We start from the raw sequence: 20573 nt of genomic DNA on the forward strand, positions 1-20573 counted from the left end.
TCAGGCGGGGGACTTGGCCTGAAAATGGGCCAGGACGGCCAGGCGGCAGGCTGAGGCCAGGCCCTGGTCGTCCCGGGCCAGGTCAATCTCGGTGACCAGGGCTGCAAGGCTCAGCCCACGATCAGCGGCCACCTGTTCCAGGGCCGTCCAGAAGGCCGGCTCCAGGGCCACCGAGGTGGCGTGTCCGGCCAGCAGGACCGATCTCTTTTTCAGACGTGCCATGGGGGTTCTTTGCGCAGCTGAAACGTCACGGCAAGGCTTGGGTGGCATTGATCAGAGCTGACGCCTGCGTCATCTTTGCGATCCTTGACCGGAGACGACCATGAGCCTGGCCACTGACAGCTACGCGCCGCCGATGTCCAAGGCGCCTGCGCCGCAACGTTTGCCCAAGCCGCGCCTGCAATGGGGGGCCGCCCTCAAGGCCCTGCGCCGGCTGCTGGCGGACAAGGAAGACACCTTCCAGGTCTTCGAGATCATGCGCGCCTTGAACGGCAAATCCTCGGCCTGGGGCTATCACCGCCTGCTGGAAACCCCGCAGGGGGGGCGCATCGCCTATGAGCGGGTGGAGCTGGAACCCCGGCTGATGGACGACGCCTGGCTCGACAGCTTGCCTTTGGGCTCGGTGGGTCATGCCTATCGGGACTTTATCCGCAGTGAACAACTGACGGCGCAGGGTCTGGCGCAGATCAGCCAGGAGGGCGCGAAGGTTGTGACCGTGGCCCACCCCTACGCCTGGTTTGGTCGCCGCACCCGCGATGTGCACGACATCTGGCACGTGCTCAGCGGCTATCATCGGGACGGTCTGGGAGAGGCCTGTCTGGTGGCGTTCTCCTATGCCCAGACCCGGGGTCTCGGCTGGGCTCTGATCGCGGTGGGCGGTGCCCTGCGCGGCCGCAAGGCCCGGCACCCCTACGCCCGAGCCATCTGGCAGGGCTATCAGCGGGGCAAGGCGGCCGCCTGGCTGCTGGGGGAGGACTATGAGCGGCTACTGGCCGAGCCCCTGGACGCCGCGCGCCGGCGGCTGAACATCACCCCGCCGACGATCTATGACAGCATTCCGCTCGAGGCGCGGAACGAGGCCAAGGCCTGAGCCGACAGCGGCGGTCTAGTCGTCGTCCAGCCGGGCCTGGTCGAGCTTACGACGCTGGCGTTCGGCCTCCAGCTGTTCGGTCAGGGTCTGGCCCTTTGGGCGACCGTGGCTGACCCGGTTGACCTTGGCCTGGGTGCTGGCGGCGGCCTTGAGCCTCGCCTTGCGCGCCTTGTTCAGATTGACGATCTCGCCCATGGGAAATCCTGCCAGCTGAGGGACCTGCGGCCTATTTCACCGCCGCGCAGAACCGCTGAATGCGGCTGCAGGCGTCTTCCAGCACCGCATTGCTGGTGGCGTAGGAGATGCGGAAGAAGGGCGACAGGCCAAAGGCCTCGCCGAACACCACCGCCACGCCTTCGCTGTCCAGCAGCTCGTTGGCGAAGTCCTTGTCGCAGGCGATGACATTTCCGCTCGGCGCGGTCTTGCCGATCAGCCCTTCGCAGGACGGATAGACATAGAAGGCGCCTTCCGGCGTTGGGCACTTCAGGCCGGTGGCCTGGTTCAGCATCGAGACCACCAGGTCCCGGCGGCCCTGGAACAGCCTGGCGTTGGGCTTGATGAAATCCTGCGGGCCGCTAAGGGCCTCCACCGCCGCCCATTGCGAGATCGAGCAGGGGTTGGAGGTGGACTGGCTCATGACCTTGGCCATCAGCTTGATCAGCGGCTCAGGGCCCGCCGCATAGCCGATGCGCCAGCCGGTCATGGCATAGGCCTTGGAGACCCCGTTCATGGTGAGCGTGCGCTCATAGAGGGCCGGCTCCACCTGGGCGATGGTGGTGAACTCCATGTCGTCGAACAGCAGGTGCTCGTACATGTCGTCGGTGAGGATCCACACCTGGGGATGGCGCATCAGCACCTCCGCCAGGGCCTTGAGCTCGTCACGGGTATAGGCCGCGCCCGACGGGTTGGAGGGCGAGTTCAGCAGCACCCAGCGGGTCTTGGCCGTGATCGCCCTGTCCAGGTCTTCAGGCCGCAGCTTGAAGCCGGTCTCCGCCGTGGTCGGGGCAAACACCGGCGTGCCGCCGGCCAGCAGCACCATGTCGGGATAGCTGACCCAGTAGGGGGTCGGGACCACAACCTCGTCGCCGGGGTTGAGGGTGGCCATCATGGCGTTGAAGATCACCGGCTTGCCGCCGGGGGAGACGTTCACCTGGCTGGCCTTGTAGGTCAGGCCGTTTTCCCGGGCGAACTTGGCGACAATGGCCTCCTTCAGCTCAGGCACGCCATCGACGGTGGTGTACTTGGTCTTGCCGTCCTGAATGGCCTTGATGGCCGCGTCCTTGATATTCTGCGGCGTATCGAAGTCGGGCTCCCCGGCGCCTAGGCTGATGATGTCGCGGCCCTGGGCTTTCAGTTCACGCGCCTTCTGGTCGGTCGCCATGGTGGCGGACGGCTTGACGCGGGCGAGCGTGGACGATTGCAGCGACATGGGCGCAGACTCCCTTTGGAGCGGGTGGGGACGGAGTGCGGGGTTTAACTGGAAGGCCCCTGCGCCGCAAACCCGCGTGGCCTGGAGAGTGACAGATTGGCCCGCGTTTTTGCACCGGAGCCACAGGACGGGCCGACATGATCCGAACGAGGCCAGGGCGGTCGCGCAGCTTGACCCACGCCTGCGGATCGGCGAGGCCATGCGCCATGGGCCGCCTGATCAGCTTTGTGACCAATATGGACGCCCGCGCCTGGCGGGGCGTGGCGGTGTCCTTTGTGCTGTTTGGCGGGGTGGGGCTGGTCTTCCTGTTCGGCGCTCAGGTCCTGGGGTTCAATGGCGAGGCGACCGTCGAGCAGTGGCTGGGCATGGCCGCCCACAGTCCCTGGGCTCTGCCGAGTGCTGTGGCGGCGTTCGCCATCTTGGCTTTTGTGGGGGTGCCGCAGTTCGTGCTGATCGCCGCCGCGGTGGTAGCCTTTGGCGGTTGGACGGGCTTTGCCTACAGCTGGATCGGGACCATGGTCTCGGCCCTGGTGGGGTTCTATCTGGGGCGTCTGGCCGGGGCCCGCACCCTGGATGCCTTTGCCGGGGAAGGGGTGCGCCAGTTCATGCGGCTGGTGGGCCGCAACGGGTTCTGGGCCAGCCTGATCGTGCGCCTAGTGCCGTCGGCCCCGTTCATCGTGGTGAATATGGCCGCCGGCGTCACGCCCATGCGCCTCCGCCACTTCGCGGCGGGCACGGCGCTCGGCATCATTCCCAAGATCGGGGTCACGGCCTTTGCCGGCAATTCCATCGCCCAGGCCATGCGCGGCGGAGGGCCTGGCCATATCGCCATGCTGGTGGCCATCGTCATCGGCTGGATTCTGATCGGCTGGTTCGCCAGAAAGTGGCTGAAGTCCCGGGAAGCTGAGGCGGCCGGGGGCGGGCCGCTTCCCTGAGGCCTGCGCAAGCTTATTGCTTGAAAAGCAGTTTTGCCGAGGGTTTGACGCAATCCTGTTGCGCGGGGACGCCGGACTGGCTAGAAAACACCCATGACTACGAGAATCCGCAGCCTGCTTCTTGGCCTTCCCCTGGGGCTTAGCCGCCCCTGGGCGCCCCTGTAGGCCTGCGCGAAACTTTGCGGGGCCGGGCGCTCAGGGGATGACCCCGCCGCCCGACCTTTCTAGAATGCGCTCCCGCGAAGAGATCCTGACATGACTTCCCAAGCTGCCAACACCGCGTCCGACCGTGACCGCGTAATCATTTTCGACACCACCATGCGTGACGGGGAGCAGTCTCCCGGCGCCTCCATGTCCCTGGAGGAGAAGCTGGAACTGGCCAAGATCCTCGAGGAGATGCGGGTCGACGTCATCGAGGCCGGCTTCCCCATCGCCTCCAATGGCGACTTCGAGGCGGTGCGCCAGATTTCCGAGATCGTCACCGAGAGCACGGTCTGTGGCCTGGCGAGGGCAGCGGCCATCGACATCGAGCGCTGCGCCGAGGCGATCCGGCCAGCCAAGCGCGGCCGCATCCACACCTTCCTGTCCACCAGCCCTTCGCACCGGGACCACATTCTGAAGATGAGCCAGGAGGATATCCTGGAAGCCATCACCCGGTCGGTGACCCACGCCCGCAACCTGTGCGACGACGTGGAATGGTCGGCCCAGGACGCCACCCGCACCGAGCAGGACTTCCTGCGCCGCTGCGTGGAGGCGGCCATCAAGGCGGGCGCCAAGACGGTGAATATCCCCGACACTGTCGGCTATTCCTATCCGTCAGAATACGAGGCGATCTTCCGCGACCTGGTGGAGAATGTGCCCGGGATCGACACCGTGATCCTGTCCACCCACTGCCACAACGATCTGGGCCTGGCCGTGGCCAACAGCCTGGCCGGCGTCCAGGGCGGCGCCCGGCAGGTCGAAGTCGCGGTCAACGGCATCGGCGAGCGGGCCGGCAATGCGGCCCTGGAAGAGGTGGTCATGGCCCTGAAGGTGCGCGGCGACCGGCTGCCCTACTTCACCGGCGCTGAGACCCAGCACATCACCCGGGCCAGCCGCTATGTGTCGGCCATCACCGGCTTCCCGGTACAGTTCAACAAGGCCATCGTCGGCAAGAACGCCTTTGCCCACGAGAGCGGCATCCACCAGGACGGGATGCTGAAGGACCGCGGCACCTACGAGATCATGACGCCGGAAAGCGTCGGGCAGGGCGGCTCCAACCTGGTCATGGGCAAGCATTCGGGCCGCCACGCCTTCCGCGAGAAGCTGAAGGCCCTGGGCTACGAGCTGGGCCAGAACGCCTTGAACGAGGCGTTCCAGCGGTTCAAGGACCTGGCCGACAAGAAGAAGCACGTCTTTGACGACGACATCATCGCCCTGGTGGACGACGCCCTGGCCTCGGGTGCCGACCGTATTCAGGTCAAGCACCTGCGGGTGATCGCCGGCACAGAAGGCCCGCAGGAAGCCCAGTTGACCGTGTCTGTGGAAGGTGCCGAACGCTCGGCGTCGGCCACTGGCGATGGTCCGGTCGACGCGGTGTTCAACGCCATTCACAAGGTGGTGCCGCACACCGCCATCCTGCGCCTGTTCCAGGTCCATGCGGTGACCGAGGGCACCGATGCCCAGGCCCAGGTCTCGGTCCGTCTGGAGGAGGATGGCCGGATCGCCACCGGTCAGGCCGCCGACACCGACACTTTGACGGCCTCGGCCAAGGCCTATGTGAACGCCCTGAACAACCTTTTCGCGCGTAAGGAAAAGACCGCCCCTGACGCTATCGCCAGCGGGTTCTAGGGGGCTGGCCGGCTTGGTCCGGCGCCCCTGACGTCCGATGCTCTGGATCGCTCTGACGGTGGCGGCGGCACCCTTGCAGGTGGCGCGCAACGCTCTGCAGCGGGGCCTGATGGCCGAGGCTGGGCCGTGGGGTGCCACGCTTGTGCGCTTCCTGTTTGGCTTGCCGTTCGCCCTGGTCATCTTCGCGGTGGTCGCCAGCCTGACCCCGCTGGCTGAGCCCAGCTTCACGCTCCGCTTCTGGATTACTGTCAGCGCCGGTGCCCTGGGCCAGGTGCTGGCCACGGCGGCGCTCTTGGGGGCCATGCGCCGGTCGGGCTTTGGGGTGGCGACCTTCATGCAGCAGGCCTCCCTGCCGCTGGCGGCGGTCATGGGGCTTGTGCTGTTTGACGATCGTCTGGGGCTGCAGGCCTGGGCCGGGGTGGCACTGACCACGGCGGGGCTGGCAGCCCTGTCCTGGCCAGGTCGGGGGGCGAGCGCCGGGGCTTTGACAGGGGCTGTCATGGGCCTGGCCTCAGGGGCGGCCTTCGCTGTCGCCCTCAACGGGTATCGCCAGGCGGGCCTGGCCCTTAAACCCGACTATCCGATCTATGCGGCCACGGCGGCCCTGTGCGTCGCCCAGACTCTGCAGAGCCTTTGCCTGGTGACGTGGCTCGCCGTGGTCAGACCTCAGGCGCTGAGGGCGGTGGCGAAGGCCTGGAAGCCCTCCCTCGGGGCCGGTTTTTTCGGAGCAGCGGCCTCGGCCTGCTGGTTCTCGGCCCTGGCCCTGGCGCCGGCTGGCATGGTCCGGGCCGTAGGGGTCATCGAGGCCCCCATCGCTGCGGCGGCCGGTCGGCGGCTCTTTCAGGAACAGATGAGCCTGCGCCAGATCCTGGCCGGCGCCGCCACCGCGGCCGGTGTGGTGATGACCGCCCTGGGCTGACGGAAATCTCAGCCTGACAGGTCGGCGCAGGCCGCAGACCGGACGAGAGAATCAAGGGTGCGTCGATCCGTCCTCGGAGGGGCTTTAGGGCTGAGGCGACGGAGGACACCCCAGGCAGGCCGGCCCAAGCGCCAAGCGGGACGACCCATGCGCCGATCCCCTGCCGGTTGAATTATCAACCCTGTCTGGCGCTGCTGAACGCTGGTCTCCGGGCGTTAAGTGAATAAGCCTTGAAATCGACAAAGCGGCGGGGCACACGAACCACAAGTCCTTATCGCGACAACTTGTTCCGACCGTTCGCCACGCGCGCGCGTACGGAGTCGGTTTTCGTCCAAGACGCACATTAAGCCCCCAATCCACCAGGGCCCTGCATGATCTCGTCCCTCTTCGGCGCCATCTCCAACGATATCGCCATCGACCTCGGCACCGCCAACACCCTCATCTACATGAAGGGCAAGGGGATCGTGCTGAATGAACCGTCTGTGGTGGCGCTTCGGAACATCGGCGGGCGCAAGGTGGTGCACGCGGTGGGCATAGAGGCCAAGCAGATGCTGGGCCGGACGCCGGGCCATATGGAAGCCATCCGTCCCATGCGCGACGGGGTCATCGCCGACTTTGAAGTCGCCGAGGAGATGATCAAGTACTTCATCCGCAAGGTTCACAACCGCAAGGGCTTCGTGAATCCCAAGGTCATCGTCTGCGTGCCGTCAGGTGCCACCGCCGTTGAGCGCCGCGCTATCAACGATTCCTGCCTGAACGCCGGCGGCCGCCGCGTCGGTCTGATCGACGAGCCTATGGCCGCAGCCATCGGCGCCGGCCTGCCGATCCATGAGCCCACCGGCTCCATGGTCGTCGACATTGGCGGCGGCACCACCGAGGTGGCGGTTCTGTCCCTGTCGGGCATCGTCTATTCCCGCTCGGTCCGGGTTGGCGGCGACAAGATGGACGAGGCGATCATCTCCTATATGCGCCGCAACCATAACCTGCTGATCGGCGAGACCACGGCGGAGCGGATCAAGAAGGAGATCGGCACCGCCCGTGCCCCGGCCGACGGTGAGGGCCTGTCCATCGAGGTCAAGGGCCGCGACCTGATGCAGGGCGTGCCGCGGGAAGTGCGTATCAGCGAAAAGCAGGCGTCGGACGCCCTGTCTGAGCCCGTCGGGCAGATCGTTGATGCGGTGAAGATGGCCCTGGAGGCCACGCCGCCGGAACTGGCCTCCGACATCGCCGACAAGGGCATCATGCTCACCGGCGGCGGTGCCCTGCTCCGGGGCCTGGACGCCGAGATCCGCGACCATACCGGCCTGCCGGTGACGGTGGCCGATGATCCCCTGTCCTGCGTGGCGCTGGGCTGTGGCAAGGTGCTCGAACATCCCAAGTGGATGAAGGGCGTCCTGGAATCCACCTTGGCCTAGGACTTGCTTAACCGACGAGGGTAGGGCCGTGACTCGGCTGCGTCTGGCGGGGAGACGATCTTAGGTGTCCTTCCGGGACAATCCTCTGGGTGAAATTCGGGTGCCGCTGGTCTGGACGGCCGCGGTCGCCCTGATCGTGGCTGTGATCGTCGCGGTCACCCTGCTGCTGGGCGACCGGCGGGAAACCCTGCGCACCGAGGCCTATGGGGTGACCCGCGAGGTCAGTGACGCAGTGTCAGCGCCGGTCTCCGGGGTGGTCTCGGCTCCGGTCCACTGGATGGGGGCTCTGTCCCAGGGGATCAGCCAGTATTTCTTCGCCGTGTCGGAGAATCGGCGACTGCGCGCCGAGCTGGAGGAGGTAGCCGACCTTCGCCAGGAGGTGACGCGGCTTCAGGACATCAATGCACGCTATGTGGACCTGCTGGGCCTGAGGACCGATCCGCCGATCCCGATGGTCTCAGCCCGGGTGGTGAGCGATTCCCGCGGCCCCTTCGCCAATACCCGCCTGGCCAATGCCGGCCGCGAGCGCCAGGTCCAGGTGGGCAATCCGGTGATGACCGAATACGGCCTGGTGGGCCGGGTGGTCGGCGTGACCCGGGGTGCCAGCCGCATCCTGATGCTCACCGACATCGCCTCGCGGACCCCGGTGATGGTCGACCGAACCAATGCCCGCGCCATTCTGGCCGGCGACGGCGGACCCAACCCCAAGCTGGAATATCTGCGCGGCCATGATCCGGTGAAGGCCGGCGACCGCATCGTCACCTCCGGCGACGGGGGGCTCATGCCCAGAGGCCTGCCCGTGGGGGTGGCCGTCAAGGGCATCGACGGCGCCTGGCGGGTGGTGCTGGCCTCGGAGGCCGGGGCCATCGACTTTGTGCGCATCCTGCTGTTTGAGGATTTCTCGCAGCTGGTGGACCAGGATGAGCTGAATACCCCAGGCGAACCCCCGGTCAGTGGCGATCTGCCCAGCGTCGGGGTGAGCGCGCCGCCGCCGCCGCCGGCGGCAGCAACGACGCCGCCTGCGGACGTCAGGGCACCAGCGACACGGCCCCCGGCCCGAACTCCAACCCCCAAGGCACCGGCGGCGAAGGCACCGCCACGCCCAGCGCCGGCTCAATCCGACCCGGTACAGTCCCCGGCCCCAGACCCCGCGCCTCCGGCGATTGAGGAGCCGGTGTTTTGAGCCTGATGGCCACCCGGCTTGATCCGTGGCGCTGGCTCGGCGCGCCGATCCTGCAGTGCATGGTCGCCACCCTGTTGTTCAGTCTGCCGGTGCGTTTCTTTGGCTGGGGCCTGCCTGAGCCGATCTTTTGCATGGCCCCCGCCTTTGCCTGGGCCATGATCCGCCCCTCGATCGCAGCCCCCTTCGGGGTGCTGATCATGGGACTGTTCTTGGACATCTTCTGGGGGGGACCCATGGGCCTTTGGGCCCTGTCGTTGCTGACAGCCTATGGGGTGGTGCTGGCGGCCCGGAACATGATGGTGGGCCAGAGCCGCTCGATGATGTGGATGTGGTTTGCCGCCGCCTGCGCCATGGCTCAGACCGTGGGCTTTCTGGTCACCCAACTGGATGTCCGCTCGACCCCGAACTTGCTGGCGATGTTCTGGCAATTTCTTGCAACAATCCTGCTCTATCCTTTTGCCCATCGGTTGATCGACAGGTTCGATGACGCCGATGTCCGGTTCCGTTAAGGTCGCGGGGATGAGCGAACCGTCCATCTTCTTTACCGAGGTCAATGAACGGCAGGGAGCCTTCCATCGCCGGAGCTTCCTGCTGGGTGGGTTCGCCGGAGCGGGCCTGCTGGCCCTGGGTGGGCGGTTGGCGCACCTGCAGCTGCTGGAAGCCCAGCGCTATGAAAAGCTCTCGGCCTCCAACCAGTTCAATTTCCGGCTGGTGCCGCCACCTCGCGGATTGATCGTTGACCGCAATGGCCAGGTTCTGGCCACCAACCGCCCCAACTTCCGTCTGCTGGTGGTCAAGGATGGCGAGCATGAGCCTGCTCCGACCCTGAAGACCCTGGCCCACTTCGTGCCCCTGGATGAGGCCCGCCAGGCGCGGTTGCTCAAGGAGTTTGAGCGGACTCCCAACCGTGTCCCGGTCTCGGTCATGGAGGACATGACCTGGGAGCAGTTCTCGGCGATCAATATCCGCGCCCCGGAAATGCCCAATGTCACGGCCGACATGGGGGAGGTGCGGGTCTATCCCCACGGTGGCGCGTTTGCCCATGTGATTGGCTATGTGGCCAAGGTGAACCGAGAGGACCTCACCGAGACGGGCCCCAATTCCGAGGCGATCCTGCTGCATCCGGGTTTCCGGATCGGTCGTCAGGGGGTGGAGAAGGCCTTCGACCTGGATCTGCGGGGGCGCACGGGTGCCCGAAAGGTTGAGGTGGACGCCCGTGGGCGGGAGGTCCGAAACGATCCCGGCGGCGATATTCAGGCCGTCTCTGGCAAGACGGTCGAGCTGACCCTGGATGTGGATATCCAGAAGCGCGCCCTGGAGGTGATGGACGACGAGAGCGGCGCGATCGTGGTCATGGACTGCCGGTCGGGTGACCTGCTGTGCATGGTGTCGGCGCCGAGCTTCGACGCCAATCGCTTTGTCCGTGGCCTCTCGGTGGCCGAGTACCGGGCCCTGGCGGACTATGAGCGTCGTCCGCTGCTGGACAAGGCCATGAGCGGCACCTATCCGCCGGGCTCGACCTTCAAAATGACCACCGCCCTGGCTGCCCTGGGCGCAGGCATTGATCCAGAGGAGCGGGTCTTCTGCTCCGGCGGCTGGCGTTTCGGCGGGCGGACCTGGCGTTGCTGGCGCCATAGCGGTCATGGCTCGCAGAACATGCATGAGGCCATCAAGAACTCCTGCGATGTGTATTTCTACCAGGTGGCCCTGCGGATGGGGCCCGACCATATTGCCCGGGCGGCCAAGGCCCTGGGCTTTGGTCAGGCCTTCGATATTGGCATTCCTGGCCAGCGCACCGGGGTGGTCGGCTCGACTGAATGGAAGCGGACCCGGGTCAAGCGCGACCCCACCTGGCATCCGGGGGATTCGGTCAGCTACGGCATCGGTCAGGGTTATATCACCGCCAATGGCCTGCAGCTGGCGGTGATGACCGCCCGGCTGGCCAATGGTCGAAAACAGCTTAATCCCCGGCTGATCAAGTCGGTGGGCGGGGTGGAGATGCCCCCCGGCGACGAGGTGCCGAGCCTGCCCTTCTCGCAGGAGCATCTGGACTATGTCCGGGCCGGCATGATTGCGGTGGCCAACGACGCCCGGGGCACGGCCTTCCGCCAGAGCCAGCTTGGCCTCGGCGATGTGTTGATGGCCGGCAAGACCGGCACGGCCCAGGTGCGCAGCTATGACGGGGTGGCCGACCGTGACAGCCGCAGCGTCCGCTGGGGCCTGAAGGATCACAACCTCTATGTGGCCTTCGCCCCGATTGATCAGCCGCGCTATGCGATCTCCGTGATCATCCAGCACGGGGGCCTTGGCGGTGCCACGGCAGCCGCCCCCCGGGCGCGGGAGGTCATGCGGGTGGCCCTGCTCAAGGACCCGGAGATCCGCGCCCGGATCACCCAGCCCTTGCCCATGCCCGATGTCAGTGACCTACCCCCCACGGGGATGGCACCGGATGGATCGGTGATCGCTCCACCGCCTGAAACCGGTGACCCCGTATGACCATGAGCGCCCTGCGCCGGCCTGGTGAACGCGATCGCCTGGTGGTGAAATTCACCCAGATCGACTGGACCTTCTGCATCGCGCTCTGTCTGTTGGCCGGCGTCGGCTCGCTGATGATGTTCTCGGTGGCTGGCAGCTCCTGGGAACCGTGGGCCGGTCCTCATCTATTCCGGTTCGGCATTTGCTTTGCCCTGATGATCGCCCTGGCCATGTTTGATGTGCGGGTCTGGTTTGCCCTGGCCTATCCCATCTATGGCATTGGCCTGGCGCTGCTGGTGGCGGTAGAGCTGGTGGGCGACACCCGGATGGGGGCAACCCGCTGGCTCGACATTGGCTTCATGAGCTTCCAGCCCTCTGAGGTCATGAAGGTGGGCATCGTCCTGGCCCTGGCACGGTTCTATCACGGCATTTCCGCCGATGACGCCCGACTGTCCTGGTGGCTGCTGATCCCGGCGGCCATGATCGCCGCCCCCGTGCTCCTGGTCGCGCACCAGCCAGACCTTGGCACCGCCATGCTGATCGCCATGACCGGTGCGGCCGTGGTGGTCCTGGCGGGGCTGTCGTGGAAGATCATCGGCGCGGCCGTGATCTCCTTCGCGGCGGCTGTGCCGATCATGGTGATCTTCGTGATGCACGAGTATCAGCGCAAACGGGTCATGACCTTCCTCAATCCTGAGAACGATCCCTCGGGCTCCGGCTACCACATCCTGCAGTCCAAGATCGCCCTGGGCTCCGGGGGCTTCTTCGGCAAGGGGTATGGGCTGGGCTCACAGAGCCAGCTCAATTTCCTGCCCGAAAAACATACCGACTTCATCTTCGCCACCCTGGCCGAGGAGTTCGGCTTCCTGGGCTGTGCTTTGGTTCTGGCCCTGTTTGCGGCAGTGATCTTCATGGCCCTGCGTACGGCTTCCCTGGCCCACAGCCACTTTGGGCGACTGGCCGCAGCGGGCGTCACGGCGACCTTCACCCTCTATGTGCTGATCAATGGGGCCATGGTCATGGGCCTGGCGCCGGTGGTGGGGGTGCCTATGCCGCTGCTCTCCTATGGCGGTACGGTGATGCTGACGGTGATGATCGGCTGGGGACTGGTGCAGTCGGTGCGGGTCCACCGCTATAGCGAGGTCACCAGCGGCAAGGGCGCCTTCGTCTGATGCTGGCTTGACCAGCGCCACGCCGGCAGGCAAGGGCGCGGGTCATGACCGCCCGTCCGGCCCAGATTCTGTTCATCACGGCCACCCGGATTGGCGACGTGGTCCTGAGCTCGGGCCTGATCGGTCATATGGCGAAGACTCACCCTGGCGCGCAGTTCACCATCGCGGGGGGGGGCTTACCCATCGGCCTGTTTGCTGACACGCCGGGGCTCGCGGCCCTGCTGCCCATGGTCAAGCAGCCCAATGGGGGGCATTGGCTCACCCTCTGGCGCCAGACCCGACAGACCCGTTGGGACCATGTCATCGACCTGCGCGGCTCGCTGACCGCCTACGGTCTCAGAGCCCGTGCGCGCCACATCCTGACCGGGCAGGGGCGTGACCTGCACCGGGTCATGGCCTATGCCCAGGTGCTGGGCCTTGAGGTGACCCCGCCGCCGCCGAGCTTCTTCGTTGCCAAGGAAACCCGGGCGCAGGCTGACCAGTGGCTGGGCGGGCCCGGAGAAATCCTGGCCATGGCACCGTCCGCCAACTGGATCGGCAAGACCTGGCCCGCGGAGCGTTTCGCCGCCCTGGCGGCTGGGCTGCTTGGCCCTGAGGGGCCCCTTCCCAAGGCGCGGCTCTTGCTGCTGGGGGGAAAAGAGGACATCCCTGCCGCCCAGATGGTGGCGGCTGGCCTGCCGCCAGAGCGGGTGATCTGGGCCATGGGAGAGCCCGACCTGCTCACCACCTATGCGATGCTCGGCCGGGCGCGGCTGTTTGTTGGCAATGACTCCGGCATGATGCACCTGGCGGCGGCAGCTCAGGCCCCGACCCTGGGGCTGTTTGGCCCCACCGATGACCGCCTCTATGCCCCGTGGGGTGACCATTGTGTGGTGGTGCGTGCAGGTGCTTTTGCCGCCTTCAAGGCCATTGATCCCCATCTCAACCGACCAGAGCCGCACATGGCCAGCCTGGACCTGGCAACCGTTCAGGCCGCGGCCCTGTCGCTTCTGGCCAAGACCCAAGGGACCGTCGCATGATGATCAGCATTCCGGTCTCGGCGGGTGAACTCATCGACAAGATCACCATCCTGGAGGTCAAGCAGCGGCGGATGTCCGATCCCGCCAAGCTGGCCAATGTGGGCCGGGAGTTGGCCGCCCTGGAGGCCGTCCGCGCCGAGGCCCTGGGCGAGGCTTCCGAGATCGACGCCCTGACGGCGGACCTGCGGCAGGTCAATGACCGGCTGTGGGACATCGAGGACAGCAAGCGGGCCTGCGAGGCCCGGCAGGAATTTGGCCCCGACTTCGTGGAGCTGGCCCGTCTGGTCTACAAGCTGAATGACCATCGGGCCGATCTGAAACGCCAGATCAACCTGGCCACCGGCTCTCAGATCATCGAGGAAAAGAGCCACCCGACCTATGACCGTGGAACGCCTTAGCCCGATCCCTTAGCCCGCCAAGGCCTGATCGGTCGCCCGGACCAGGGCGTCCACCACCCCAGGCTCGGTGGACGCATGGCCCGCATCCCAGACCATGTCGAGCCGGGCCTCAGGCCAGGCCCGGGTGAGCCGCCAGGCGGCGTCCATGGGGGTAACTACATCAAACCGGCCCTGGACGATCCAGCCCGGAATGCCGCGGATCTTGTCGATGTTTTTCAGGATCCAGCCGTCTTCGGGGAAGAAGCCGCGATTGACGAAGTAGTGGCACTCGATCCGCGCAAAGGCGATGGCGAAGTCCACCTCGTTGAACTTGGAGGGCCTAGCCTCCGGGCCGCGAATGGAGATGGTGTCGCCTTCCCACTGGCTCCAGGCGGTGGCGGCCTCGGCCTGGACTCGGCGGTCGGCATGGGTCAGCCGCTTGTGATAGGCGCCCATCAGGTCGTGCCGTTCGTCTTCCGGGATCGGGGCCAGGAAGCTTTCCCAGGCGTCTGGGAACAGCATGGAGGCCCCGTTCTGGTAGAACCAGGTCAACTCCCGCTCGGTCAGCAGGAACACCCCGCGCAACACCAGGCCCTCGACCCGGTCGGGGTGGGTGATGGCGTAGGCCAGCGCCAGGGTTGACCCCCAGGACCCGCCGAACACGGTCCATTTCTCGACGCCCAACTTGACCCGCAGCCGCTCGATGTCGGCGATCAGGGTCCAGGTAGTGTTGTGCTCGAGCCGCGCATTGGGGTGGGAGCGGCCACAGCCCCGCTGATCGAACAGGGCCATCCGCCACTTCGCCGGATCAAAGAACCGCCGCATGGTCGGATTGATCGCCCCGCCAGGCCCCCCGTGCAGGATGACGCAGGGCTTCCCGTCGGGGTTTCCGCACTCTTCGTAATAGACCTGATGCTCGCTCTCGGTGGGCAGCCAACCGTGGGCAAAGGGCTCGTTCTCGGGGAACAGGCCCCGGCGGTGGGCGGGCGAGGAGACGGTGGCGAAAGGCGAGGGGCGATCCATGGGGGTATTTACCCTGGGAAACGCCGCCGCATCCAGTCGAGGATGTAACGGTTTACGGCCTCTGGCTGTTCCTGCTGCGTCCAGTGGCCAGACTCGGTCACCATCACCTTCTCCAGGTCAGAAATATGCTCGCCCATCCTGTCGGCCATGGACGGGGGCAGTACGGCGTCCTTCTCGGCCATGATCATCAGGCAGGGCAGGTCATCGATGCGGGTGGGCAGGTCAGCGCCCCGCTCCCAGTTCCGGGTGAAGTTGCGATACCAGTTGATCGGCCCGGTGAAGCCGCTGGCCTCGAACAGGGCCACGTAGACCGCCATCTCGTCCTGGCTGAGGAACTGGCTCTGGTCGGTGGCGGGATCATAGGCTGCGAGGCCTGCGGCGAAGGCAAAGCTCGACCCACCGGTTTTCCGCTCGCTGGAGTCGCGCAGGGCGGCGGGCTTGCGCAGGAAAAAGCGCATGGTCTTGGCCACATCGGCCCCCAGGGCCTGGTCGGCCTCTCCCGGGGCCTGGAACCAAACGATATACATGTCCGGCCCATAGACCTCGCGGAACAGGCTGATGGGCTCGGCCCGGTAGCGAGGCTGATAGGGGGTGTTGAGCCCGATGATCCCGGCGCAGCGGGCCCGGTGCATCAGCGGCATCTGCCAGACAACGAACCCGCCCCAGTCGTGACCGACGAACACCGCCTTCTCGATCCCAAGGTGGTCCAGCAGGGCCACGAGGTCCCCGGTGAGATGCTCCATGTCATAGGCGCTTATCTCAGCCGGGCCGGGGGTGAGGCCATAGCCCCGCTGGTCGGGGGCGATGACCCGGTAGCCGGCGGCGGCCAGGACCGGGATCTGATGGCGCCAGGAAAAGGCGGTCTCGGGAAAGCCGTGACAGAGCACGATGGCCGGGCCGTCCTTTGGGCCCGCCTCATAGAAGGCCATCTCGATCCCGTTCACCAGGGCGGTCTGCATGGGCGGCATCATGGCGGTGAGGGCTTCGGGGAGGTGGGCCATGGGGGCTCCTGTCAGGTCAGCTGTCGGTATTGGTAGGAAATGACCATGGGAGGCAAGCGTGCGGGGTTTCCTCGCCGCCATGGCAGGTTAGATAGAGGCATGAGCAGACCCGCCGCCGCCGCTCCGGTCCCCTGGGGCCTTGTGATCCTGCTCGGCGCCCTGACGGCGTTTGCGCCCATGTCTATCGACATGTACCTGCCAAGCCTGCCGGCGATCGGCGAGGCCCTGGGGGCGAGCGCAGCCCAGACCCAGACCACGGTGGCGGCATTCTTTGCCGGTATGGCCATCGGCCAGTTCATCTATGGCCCGGCCTCGGACCGGTTTGGCCGGCGGGGCCCGATTCTGTTCGGGATCGCCGTCTATCTGGCCGCAACGGCGGTCTGCGCCCTGTCGACGACCCCTGAGATGCTGATCGCCGCCCGCTTCGTCCAGGCCCTGGGGGGCTGTGCGGGCGGGGTGGTGGCCCGGGCGATCGTCCGCGACCATTTCGACCACACCGAGACCGCGCGGATGCTCTCCCTGCTGATGCTGGTCATGGGCATCGCCCCCATCGTGGCCCCTCTGGTCGGGGGGCTGATTTTGCAGGTGGCCGGGTGGCGCGCCATCTTCTGGGTGCTCCTGGCGTTTGCCTTCGTGGTCGGCGCCTTCGCCCTGTTCCGCCTGGAGGAGAGCCGGTCGGCGGCCACCGCGATCCAGGCCCGGGGTGAGAACCCCTTTGCGGCCTTTGGTGCCTTGCTGAGGCAGCGCAGACTGGTGGGCTATGCCCTGGCCGGGGCCCTGAACGGCGCGACCCTGTTCACCTATATCGCCGCCTCGCCGGTGCTGCTGATCGAGGTCTATGGCATCTCGCCGTCTAACTTTGGCTGGGTGTTCGGGCTCAACGCCGCAGGGGTGATCGGGGCCAGCCAGGCCAATCGCTATCTGCTTCGGTACATGGGGCCAGACCAGGTGCTGGCCCGGGCCAGCCTGATCGCCGTGGGCTTTGGCCTGATGCTGGCGCTGGCGGCGGTCAGTGGGATTGGCGAGCGCTGGACCGTGCTGCCCCTGCTGTTTTTGATCCTGTCGACCTATGGCTTCATCCAGGGCAACACCATGGCCGGGGCGCTCAGCGTTGACGCCACCCGTTCGGGCTCGGTTTCGGCCCTAATGGGCGGGGCCTCCTTCGGGGTGGGCGCTGTGGCGGCGAGCCTGACGGGGCTGGCCTATGATGGCACCCCAGGGCCCATGGGCGTGGCCATGGCCCTGGCGTTGGCGGGGTCAGCCCTGGCCCTGCGGACCCTGGCCCTGCCCAGGCCTGTGGTACCCTAGGCGACGGGGCGCAGGCGGAAGGCGGCGATGGCCAGCAGCAGCCAGCCGACCAGGAACATCAGGCCGCCTATGGGGGTAACGGCACCCAGGATGCGCGGGGCACCCAGGGCCATGGCCAGCAGGGTGCCGCAGAAGATCACCCCACCGCCCAGGAAGAACATCGGGCAAAGCCGTGCCAGTCTGCCACCCTTGTCGGCCACGAAAGCTGCAGCAAACACAGCCAGGCTGTGAACCATCAGATAGGTGGCACCGGTATCCATCCAGGCCTTGGCCTGAGGGTCGGTGATCCCGTGGGCACCAAAGGCCCCGATCGCCACCGAGGCTAGCCCGCCCAAGGCGGCCAGTCCGAGCCAGAGGGGTGCGACGGCCATGGAGCCTCCTGCCTGACAAACCCCATCCACCAAAGGGGCGGCATGGCGGGTCAAGGCGCTGAGATAGGCCGGCCCGGCCCGCTTGGCCACTCCTGCGGCGGGCCTGCTACCCGAGAGCCCAGACTCGGACTAAACCTTGGTTTCGCCAACCGCCCACAGGCTTCTCCATGCCCTCGCTGCCCCTGCGTCTGGGCCTGTTCTACTCGGCCATCTTCGTGGGCACCGGGGCGAGCGCCCCCTACATCCCCATCTGGTTTGCCCAGCAGGGCCTCTCTGGCGCGGAGATCGGCCTGATCCTCTCGGCGCCGATGATGGCGCGGATGATCACCGCACCGGCGATGGGGGTCTGGGCCGACAGTTTCGCCCTGCGCCGCACGCCCCTGATCCTCATGGGGGCCCTGGCCACGGTGGCCTATGTGCTGATGGCCGCCCCGTTCGGGTTCTGGTGGTGGTTCGCCGTCTGGTTTGTGGCCGCCTCGGCGATCTCCACCATCTCTCCGCTCACCGATGTGATCGTCCTGGCGAGGGCCAGGCGGGACGGCTTCAACTATGGCTGGCCCCGGGGGATCGGCTCAGCAGCCTTCATTATCGCCAATGTGGGGATGGGGGTGCTGCTGGTGCAGGGGCCCGGCGATCTGGTGCTGATCTGGATCATCGTGGCGGCCCTGCTGACGGCGGTGGGCGCGCGGTTCCTGCTGCCGCCTGATCCTGTGCGGGAGGGGGGCGGAAGGGCCACCCTGTCCGACAGCCTGGCTGGCCTGGGTGCCCTGTTGAAGGACGGTGGCTTCATGCTGGCTGTGGTCTCGGTGGGACTGATCCAGTCGGCGCATGCCTTTTATTACGGTTTTTCAGCCCTGGTCTGGAAGGCGCAGGGCATCGCCGAGAGCCTGACCGGCGTCCTTTGGGGGTTCGGGGTGGCCATCGAGATCGCCTTTATGTGGTTCATGGAGCCCTGGCGTCGGGCCATCGGGCCGCGCCGGCTGCTGGTCATCGGCGCGGCGGCGGCCGTGGTGCGCTGGGGGGCGTTGGCCATGTCGCCGCCGCTCTGGGCGCTGTTTCCGATTCAGGCCCTGCACGCCCTGAGCTTTGCGGCCACCTTCATGGCGTCCCTGCAACTGGTGGAGCGGCTGTCGACGCCGGCCAATGCGTCCTCAGCCCAGATCATGAACTCGGTATTTTCCGGTGGGCTCTTGATTGGTCTGGCGACCATCGTCTCTGGGGCGCTGTATGACTCGGTGGGTGCCTACGGCTATTTCGCCATGGCCGCCATGTCGGCCCTGGGGCTGGCCGGCGCCCTGCGGCTCTATGGGGTCAAGCGGCTGGACGGCTGAGCTCGACGCAGAAGGCGGTGGCTGCGGCGCAGACCGCCTGGCGGATCTGGGCCAGATCGAAGGCCGCAGCGTCCGCACACTCCCGGGCCTGGGGCACATGCAGGAAGCCGACCCGGGCCGCCGCGCGGGTGTGGAGCAGTCGGTAGAGGGTGAAGTTGCAGAGATAGTCGCCGGCGTCTTCCGACAGGGTGACCGGAAGGCCCTCTGCCTCCAGCGCCAGGGCCATGGCCTGACAGGGGGCGGTGGCGGCGATTACCTCTTCACCCCCGCTTGCCACCAAGGCCGAACCCCACACCCGCCCCGCCTGATCGGGGCGCTCAGGGCTGGCGCAGTTGCGGCCCAGGGTCTCAACGCGGAAGGCCTCGGCCTCCACCGCCACGCCGACCACCAGAATGCCGTCCACCGGGCGGGCCTGAACCTCGCGCAGGACCGTCTCGGCCGAGCCCTGCCATTGGACGGGGAGGGTCAGATAATCGATGTGGGCGCCAGGCGGGGACCAGCCCTCCCGGGCCAGGGTGGCGATCACGGCGGCGGAGGGATTGAGCGGGGCGGCGGGAAAACTGCCGAAGCCGCCAAGGAGCAGGCGCGGGGTCATGGCGCCTATATAACCCAAGCGCCCTTGAATGCCCCTGGGGCGCCCGATGAAACTGACGAAAACACAAAAGAGGAAACACCATGCGCGCACTGCAAGCCGCCGAGCCCTGGGGCCTGGACAACCTGACCATCATCGAGGCCCCCGATCCGGTCCCTGGTCCAGGTGAAGTGCTGGTGCGGATGAAGGCCGTATCGCTGAACTACCGCGACTTCCTGATGATCAACGGCATCTATGGCCGGGGATCGGCCACCGGTGGCTCAGTGACCCCGTTCTCCGACGGTTGCGGGGTGATCGAGGCGGTGGGGGCCGGCGTCACCCGGGTCAAGGTCGGCGACCGGGTCTCGACCCTGTTCTTCCAGGGCTGGCTGTCGGGGCCGCCCACGGTGGAAAAGGCCATGACGGCCCTGGGCTCTCCCATTCCTGGGGCAGGCCGCGAACTGGCGGTGTTCAGCCAGGAGGGCGTCTCCAAGGTTCCCGACTTCCTCACCGACCATGAGGTGGCCACCCTGGCCTGTGCAGGCCTGACCGCCTGGCGGGCGCTGTTCGAGGACGCCGACCTGGCGCCTGGCGACACGGTGGTGCTGCAAGGCACCGGCGGGGTGTCGATCTTTGGTCTGCAGTTCGCCAAGGCCGCGGGCCTGCGGACCCTGATCACCTCGTCCTCGGACGAGAAGCTGGCCCGGGCCAAGGCGCTGGGCGCCGATCACCTGGTGAACTACCGCGAGGTTCCCGAATGGTCCAAGCCCGTGCGGGCGGCCACCGGCGGGGTCGGCGCGGACTTCATCATGGAGGTGGGCGGCCAGGGCACCATTGATCAGAGCCTGAAGGCCATCCGCATCGGCGGCCACATCGCCATCATCGGGGTGGTGGCCCAGGGTGGCGCGGGCATCAATCCGGCGGTGCTGATTGGCAATGCGGCCAAGATGCAAGGGGTGTTCGTGGGCTCGCGGGACATGTTCGAGGCCATGTGCAAGGCCATCGACCTGCACCAGATCCGCCCGGTGGTGGACAAGGTCTTCCCCTGGACCGAGGCGAAGTCGGCCTTCGCTGCCATGGCCGGCGGCGAGCACTTCGGCAAGATCGTCCTGGAGTTCTAGGGG

At 66.8% G+C, this 20573-nt stretch carries 21 protein-coding genes; 14 read left to right on the forward strand and 7 right to left on the reverse strand.

Annotation, left to right across the window (positions count from 1 at the left end):
- On the reverse strand, positions 1-222 hold the full coding sequence (locus MH112_RS06210; protein WP_296565324.1) for a ribbon-helix-helix domain-containing protein: 222 nt from the start codon (positions 220-222) through the stop codon (positions 1-3).
- A gap of 100 nt (positions 223-322) precedes the next feature.
- Here MH112_RS06210 and MH112_RS06215 point away from each other — a divergent pair, with 100 nt between their 5' ends.
- Complete coding sequence (locus MH112_RS06215; protein WP_296565325.1) at positions 323-1090, forward strand: Coq4 family protein; 768 nt, start codon at positions 323-325, stop codon at positions 1088-1090.
- A gap of 15 nt (positions 1091-1105) precedes the next feature.
- Here the strand turns inward: MH112_RS06215 and MH112_RS06220 are convergent, their stop codons facing one another.
- Together MH112_RS06220 and MH112_RS06225 are read right to left on the reverse strand one after the other, a co-directional pair.
- On the reverse strand, positions 1106-1285 hold the full coding sequence (locus tag MH112_RS06220) for a DUF4169 family protein (RefSeq protein WP_296565328.1): 180 nt from the start codon (positions 1283-1285) through the stop codon (positions 1106-1108).
- A 31-nt stretch (positions 1286-1316) separates the two neighbouring features.
- Positions 1317-2519: a pyridoxal phosphate-dependent aminotransferase gene (locus MH112_RS06225; RefSeq protein WP_296565330.1), complete on the reverse strand. Its 1203-nt coding sequence runs from the start codon at positions 2517-2519 to the stop codon at positions 1317-1319.
- Positions 2520-2725: 206 nt separating this feature from the next.
- Between MH112_RS06225 and MH112_RS06230 the strand changes: the two genes are divergently transcribed.
- From MH112_RS06230 to MH112_RS06275, 10 genes are all read left to right on the forward strand, one after another.
- Positions 2726-3454: a TVP38/TMEM64 family protein gene (locus MH112_RS06230; RefSeq protein WP_296565333.1), complete on the forward strand. Its 729-nt coding sequence runs from the start codon at positions 2726-2728 to the stop codon at positions 3452-3454.
- Between the two features lie 255 nt (positions 3455-3709).
- The gene (locus MH112_RS06235; protein ID WP_296565336.1) at positions 3710-5284 is read left to right on the forward strand and encodes a 2-isopropylmalate synthase; all 1575 of its coding nucleotides are present in this window, start codon (positions 3710-3712) and stop codon (positions 5282-5284) included.
- Between the two features lie 37 nt (positions 5285-5321).
- Positions 5322-6203 carry a DMT family transporter gene (locus MH112_RS06240; protein WP_296565338.1) on the forward strand — a complete coding sequence of 294 codons (882 nt, stop codon included), beginning with the start codon at positions 5322-5324 and terminating at the stop codon, positions 6201-6203.
- A 371-nt stretch (positions 6204-6574) separates the two neighbouring features.
- Positions 6575-7618 carry a rod shape-determining protein gene (locus MH112_RS06245; RefSeq protein WP_293319783.1) on the forward strand — a complete coding sequence of 348 codons (1044 nt, stop codon included), beginning with the start codon at positions 6575-6577 and terminating at the stop codon, positions 7616-7618.
- A gap of 64 nt (positions 7619-7682) precedes the next feature.
- On the forward strand, positions 7683-8801 hold the full coding sequence (gene mreC / locus MH112_RS06250; protein ID WP_365786408.1) for a rod shape-determining protein MreC: 1119 nt from the start codon (positions 7683-7685) through the stop codon (positions 8799-8801).
- Positions 8798-9310, forward strand: coding sequence for a hypothetical protein (locus tag MH112_RS06255; RefSeq protein ID WP_296565346.1), 513 nt, complete (start codon positions 8798-8800; stop codon positions 9308-9310). The genes mreC and MH112_RS06255 overlap by 4 nt, the downstream gene beginning before the upstream one ends.
- 10 nt (positions 9311-9320) lie before the next feature.
- Positions 9321-11297 carry a penicillin-binding protein 2 gene (gene mrdA, locus MH112_RS06260; RefSeq protein WP_296565349.1) on the forward strand — a complete coding sequence of 659 codons (1977 nt, stop codon included), beginning with the start codon at positions 9321-9323 and terminating at the stop codon, positions 11295-11297.
- Positions 11294-12448 (forward strand): rod shape-determining protein RodA, encoded by a 1155-nt coding sequence (gene rodA, locus MH112_RS06265; RefSeq protein ID WP_296565354.1) that lies wholly within the window; start codon positions 11294-11296, stop codon positions 12446-12448. The genes mrdA and rodA overlap by 4 nt, the downstream gene beginning before the upstream one ends.
- 44 nt (positions 12449-12492) lie before the next feature.
- Positions 12493-13467 carry a glycosyltransferase family 9 protein gene (locus tag MH112_RS06270; RefSeq protein WP_296565356.1) on the forward strand — a complete coding sequence of 325 codons (975 nt, stop codon included), beginning with the start codon at positions 12493-12495 and terminating at the stop codon, positions 13465-13467.
- The gene (locus MH112_RS06275) at positions 13464-13865 is read left to right on the forward strand and encodes a DUF6165 family protein (RefSeq protein WP_296565360.1); all 402 of its coding nucleotides are present in this window, start codon (positions 13464-13466) and stop codon (positions 13863-13865) included. Before MH112_RS06270 ends, MH112_RS06275 begins: the two co-directional genes overlap by 4 nt.
- 9 nt (positions 13866-13874) lie before the next feature.
- Here MH112_RS06275 and pip read toward each other — a convergent pair whose 3' ends face one another.
- Both pip and MH112_RS06285 read right to left on the reverse strand, forming a co-directional pair.
- Positions 13875-14867, reverse strand: coding sequence for a prolyl aminopeptidase (gene pip / locus MH112_RS06280; RefSeq protein WP_296565361.1), 993 nt, complete (start codon positions 14865-14867; stop codon positions 13875-13877).
- Positions 14868-14875: 8 nt separating this feature from the next.
- Complete coding sequence (locus MH112_RS06285) at positions 14876-15868, reverse strand: alpha/beta hydrolase (protein WP_296565364.1); 993 nt, start codon at positions 15866-15868, stop codon at positions 14876-14878.
- 99 nt (positions 15869-15967) lie between these two features.
- Here MH112_RS06285 and MH112_RS06290 point away from each other — a divergent pair, with 99 nt between their 5' ends.
- Positions 15968-17176: a multidrug effflux MFS transporter gene (locus MH112_RS06290; RefSeq protein WP_296565367.1), complete on the forward strand. Its 1209-nt coding sequence runs from the start codon at positions 15968-15970 to the stop codon at positions 17174-17176.
- Here MH112_RS06290 and MH112_RS06295 read toward each other — a convergent pair.
- Entirely contained in the window at positions 17173-17547 is a 375-nt protein-coding gene (locus MH112_RS06295) for a DUF423 domain-containing protein (protein WP_296565369.1), read from the reverse strand. The genes MH112_RS06290 and MH112_RS06295 overlap by 4 nt on opposite strands.
- A 167-nt stretch (positions 17548-17714) precedes the next feature.
- Between MH112_RS06295 and MH112_RS06300 the strand changes: the two genes are divergently transcribed.
- Positions 17715-18878 (forward strand): MFS transporter, encoded by a 1164-nt coding sequence (locus tag MH112_RS06300; RefSeq protein WP_296565372.1) that lies wholly within the window; start codon positions 17715-17717, stop codon positions 18876-18878.
- Here MH112_RS06300 and MH112_RS06305 read toward each other — a convergent pair.
- Positions 18859-19473: a hypothetical protein gene (locus MH112_RS06305; RefSeq protein ID WP_296565375.1), complete on the reverse strand. Its 615-nt coding sequence runs from the start codon at positions 19471-19473 to the stop codon at positions 18859-18861. The genes MH112_RS06300 and MH112_RS06305 overlap by 20 nt on opposite strands.
- An 80-nt stretch (positions 19474-19553) precedes the next feature.
- Between MH112_RS06305 and MH112_RS06310 the strand changes: the two genes are divergently transcribed.
- Positions 19554-20570 (forward strand): NAD(P)-dependent alcohol dehydrogenase, encoded by a 1017-nt coding sequence (locus tag MH112_RS06310; protein ID WP_296565376.1) that lies wholly within the window; start codon positions 19554-19556, stop codon positions 20568-20570.
- Positions 20571-20573: the final 3 nt, after the last annotated feature.

The organism is Phenylobacterium sp. (assembly GCF_022402485.1).
In the GTDB taxonomy this organism is placed as follows: Bacteria; Pseudomonadota; Alphaproteobacteria; order Caulobacterales; family Caulobacteraceae; genus Phenylobacterium.

Coding starts and splice junctions, on each gene's coding strand:
- MH112_RS06235 (WP_296565336.1), top strand. CDS start 3,710: ATGACTTCCCAAGCTGCCAACACCGCGTCCGACCGTGACCGCGTAATC.
- MH112_RS06240 (WP_296565338.1), top strand. CDS start 5,322: ATGCTCTGGATCGCTCTGACGGTGGCGGCGGCACCCTTGCAGGTGGCG.
- MH112_RS06230 (WP_296565333.1), top strand. CDS start 2,726: ATGGGCCGCCTGATCAGCTTTGTGACCAATATGGACGCCCGCGCCTGG.
- MH112_RS06245 (WP_293319783.1), top strand. CDS start 6,575: ATGATCTCGTCCCTCTTCGGCGCCATCTCCAACGATATCGCCATCGAC.
- mrdA (WP_296565349.1), top strand. CDS start 9,321: ATGAGCGAACCGTCCATCTTCTTTACCGAGGTCAATGAACGGCAGGGA.
- MH112_RS06270 (WP_296565356.1), top strand. CDS start 12,493: ATGACCGCCCGTCCGGCCCAGATTCTGTTCATCACGGCCACCCGGATT.
- MH112_RS06305 (WP_296565375.1), bottom strand. CDS start 19,473: ATGACCCCGCGCCTGCTCCTTGGCGGCTTCGGCAGTTTTCCCGCCGCC.
- MH112_RS06295 (WP_296565369.1), bottom strand. CDS start 17,547: ATGGCCGTCGCACCCCTCTGGCTCGGACTGGCCGCCTTGGGCGGGCTA.
- MH112_RS06225 (WP_296565330.1), bottom strand. CDS start 2,519: ATGTCGCTGCAATCGTCCACGCTCGCCCGCGTCAAGCCGTCCGCCACC.
- MH112_RS06215 (WP_296565325.1), top strand. CDS start 323: ATGAGCCTGGCCACTGACAGCTACGCGCCGCCGATGTCCAAGGCGCCT.
- MH112_RS06275 (WP_296565360.1), top strand. CDS start 13,464: ATGATGATCAGCATTCCGGTCTCGGCGGGTGAACTCATCGACAAGATC.
- MH112_RS06220 (WP_296565328.1), bottom strand. CDS start 1,285: ATGGGCGAGATCGTCAATCTGAACAAGGCGCGCAAGGCGAGGCTCAAG.
- MH112_RS06285 (WP_296565364.1), bottom strand. CDS start 15,868: ATGGCCCACCTCCCCGAAGCCCTCACCGCCATGATGCCGCCCATGCAG.
- MH112_RS06290 (WP_296565367.1), top strand. CDS start 15,968: ATGAGCAGACCCGCCGCCGCCGCTCCGGTCCCCTGGGGCCTTGTGATC.
- MH112_RS06310 (WP_296565376.1), top strand. CDS start 19,554: ATGCGCGCACTGCAAGCCGCCGAGCCCTGGGGCCTGGACAACCTGACC.
- MH112_RS06210 (WP_296565324.1), bottom strand. CDS start 222: ATGGCACGTCTGAAAAAGAGATCGGTCCTGCTGGCCGGACACGCCACC.
- MH112_RS06300 (WP_296565372.1), top strand. CDS start 17,715: ATGCCCTCGCTGCCCCTGCGTCTGGGCCTGTTCTACTCGGCCATCTTC.
- pip (WP_296565361.1), bottom strand. CDS start 14,867: ATGGATCGCCCCTCGCCTTTCGCCACCGTCTCCTCGCCCGCCCACCGC.
- rodA (WP_296565354.1), top strand. CDS start 11,294: ATGACCATGAGCGCCCTGCGCCGGCCTGGTGAACGCGATCGCCTGGTG.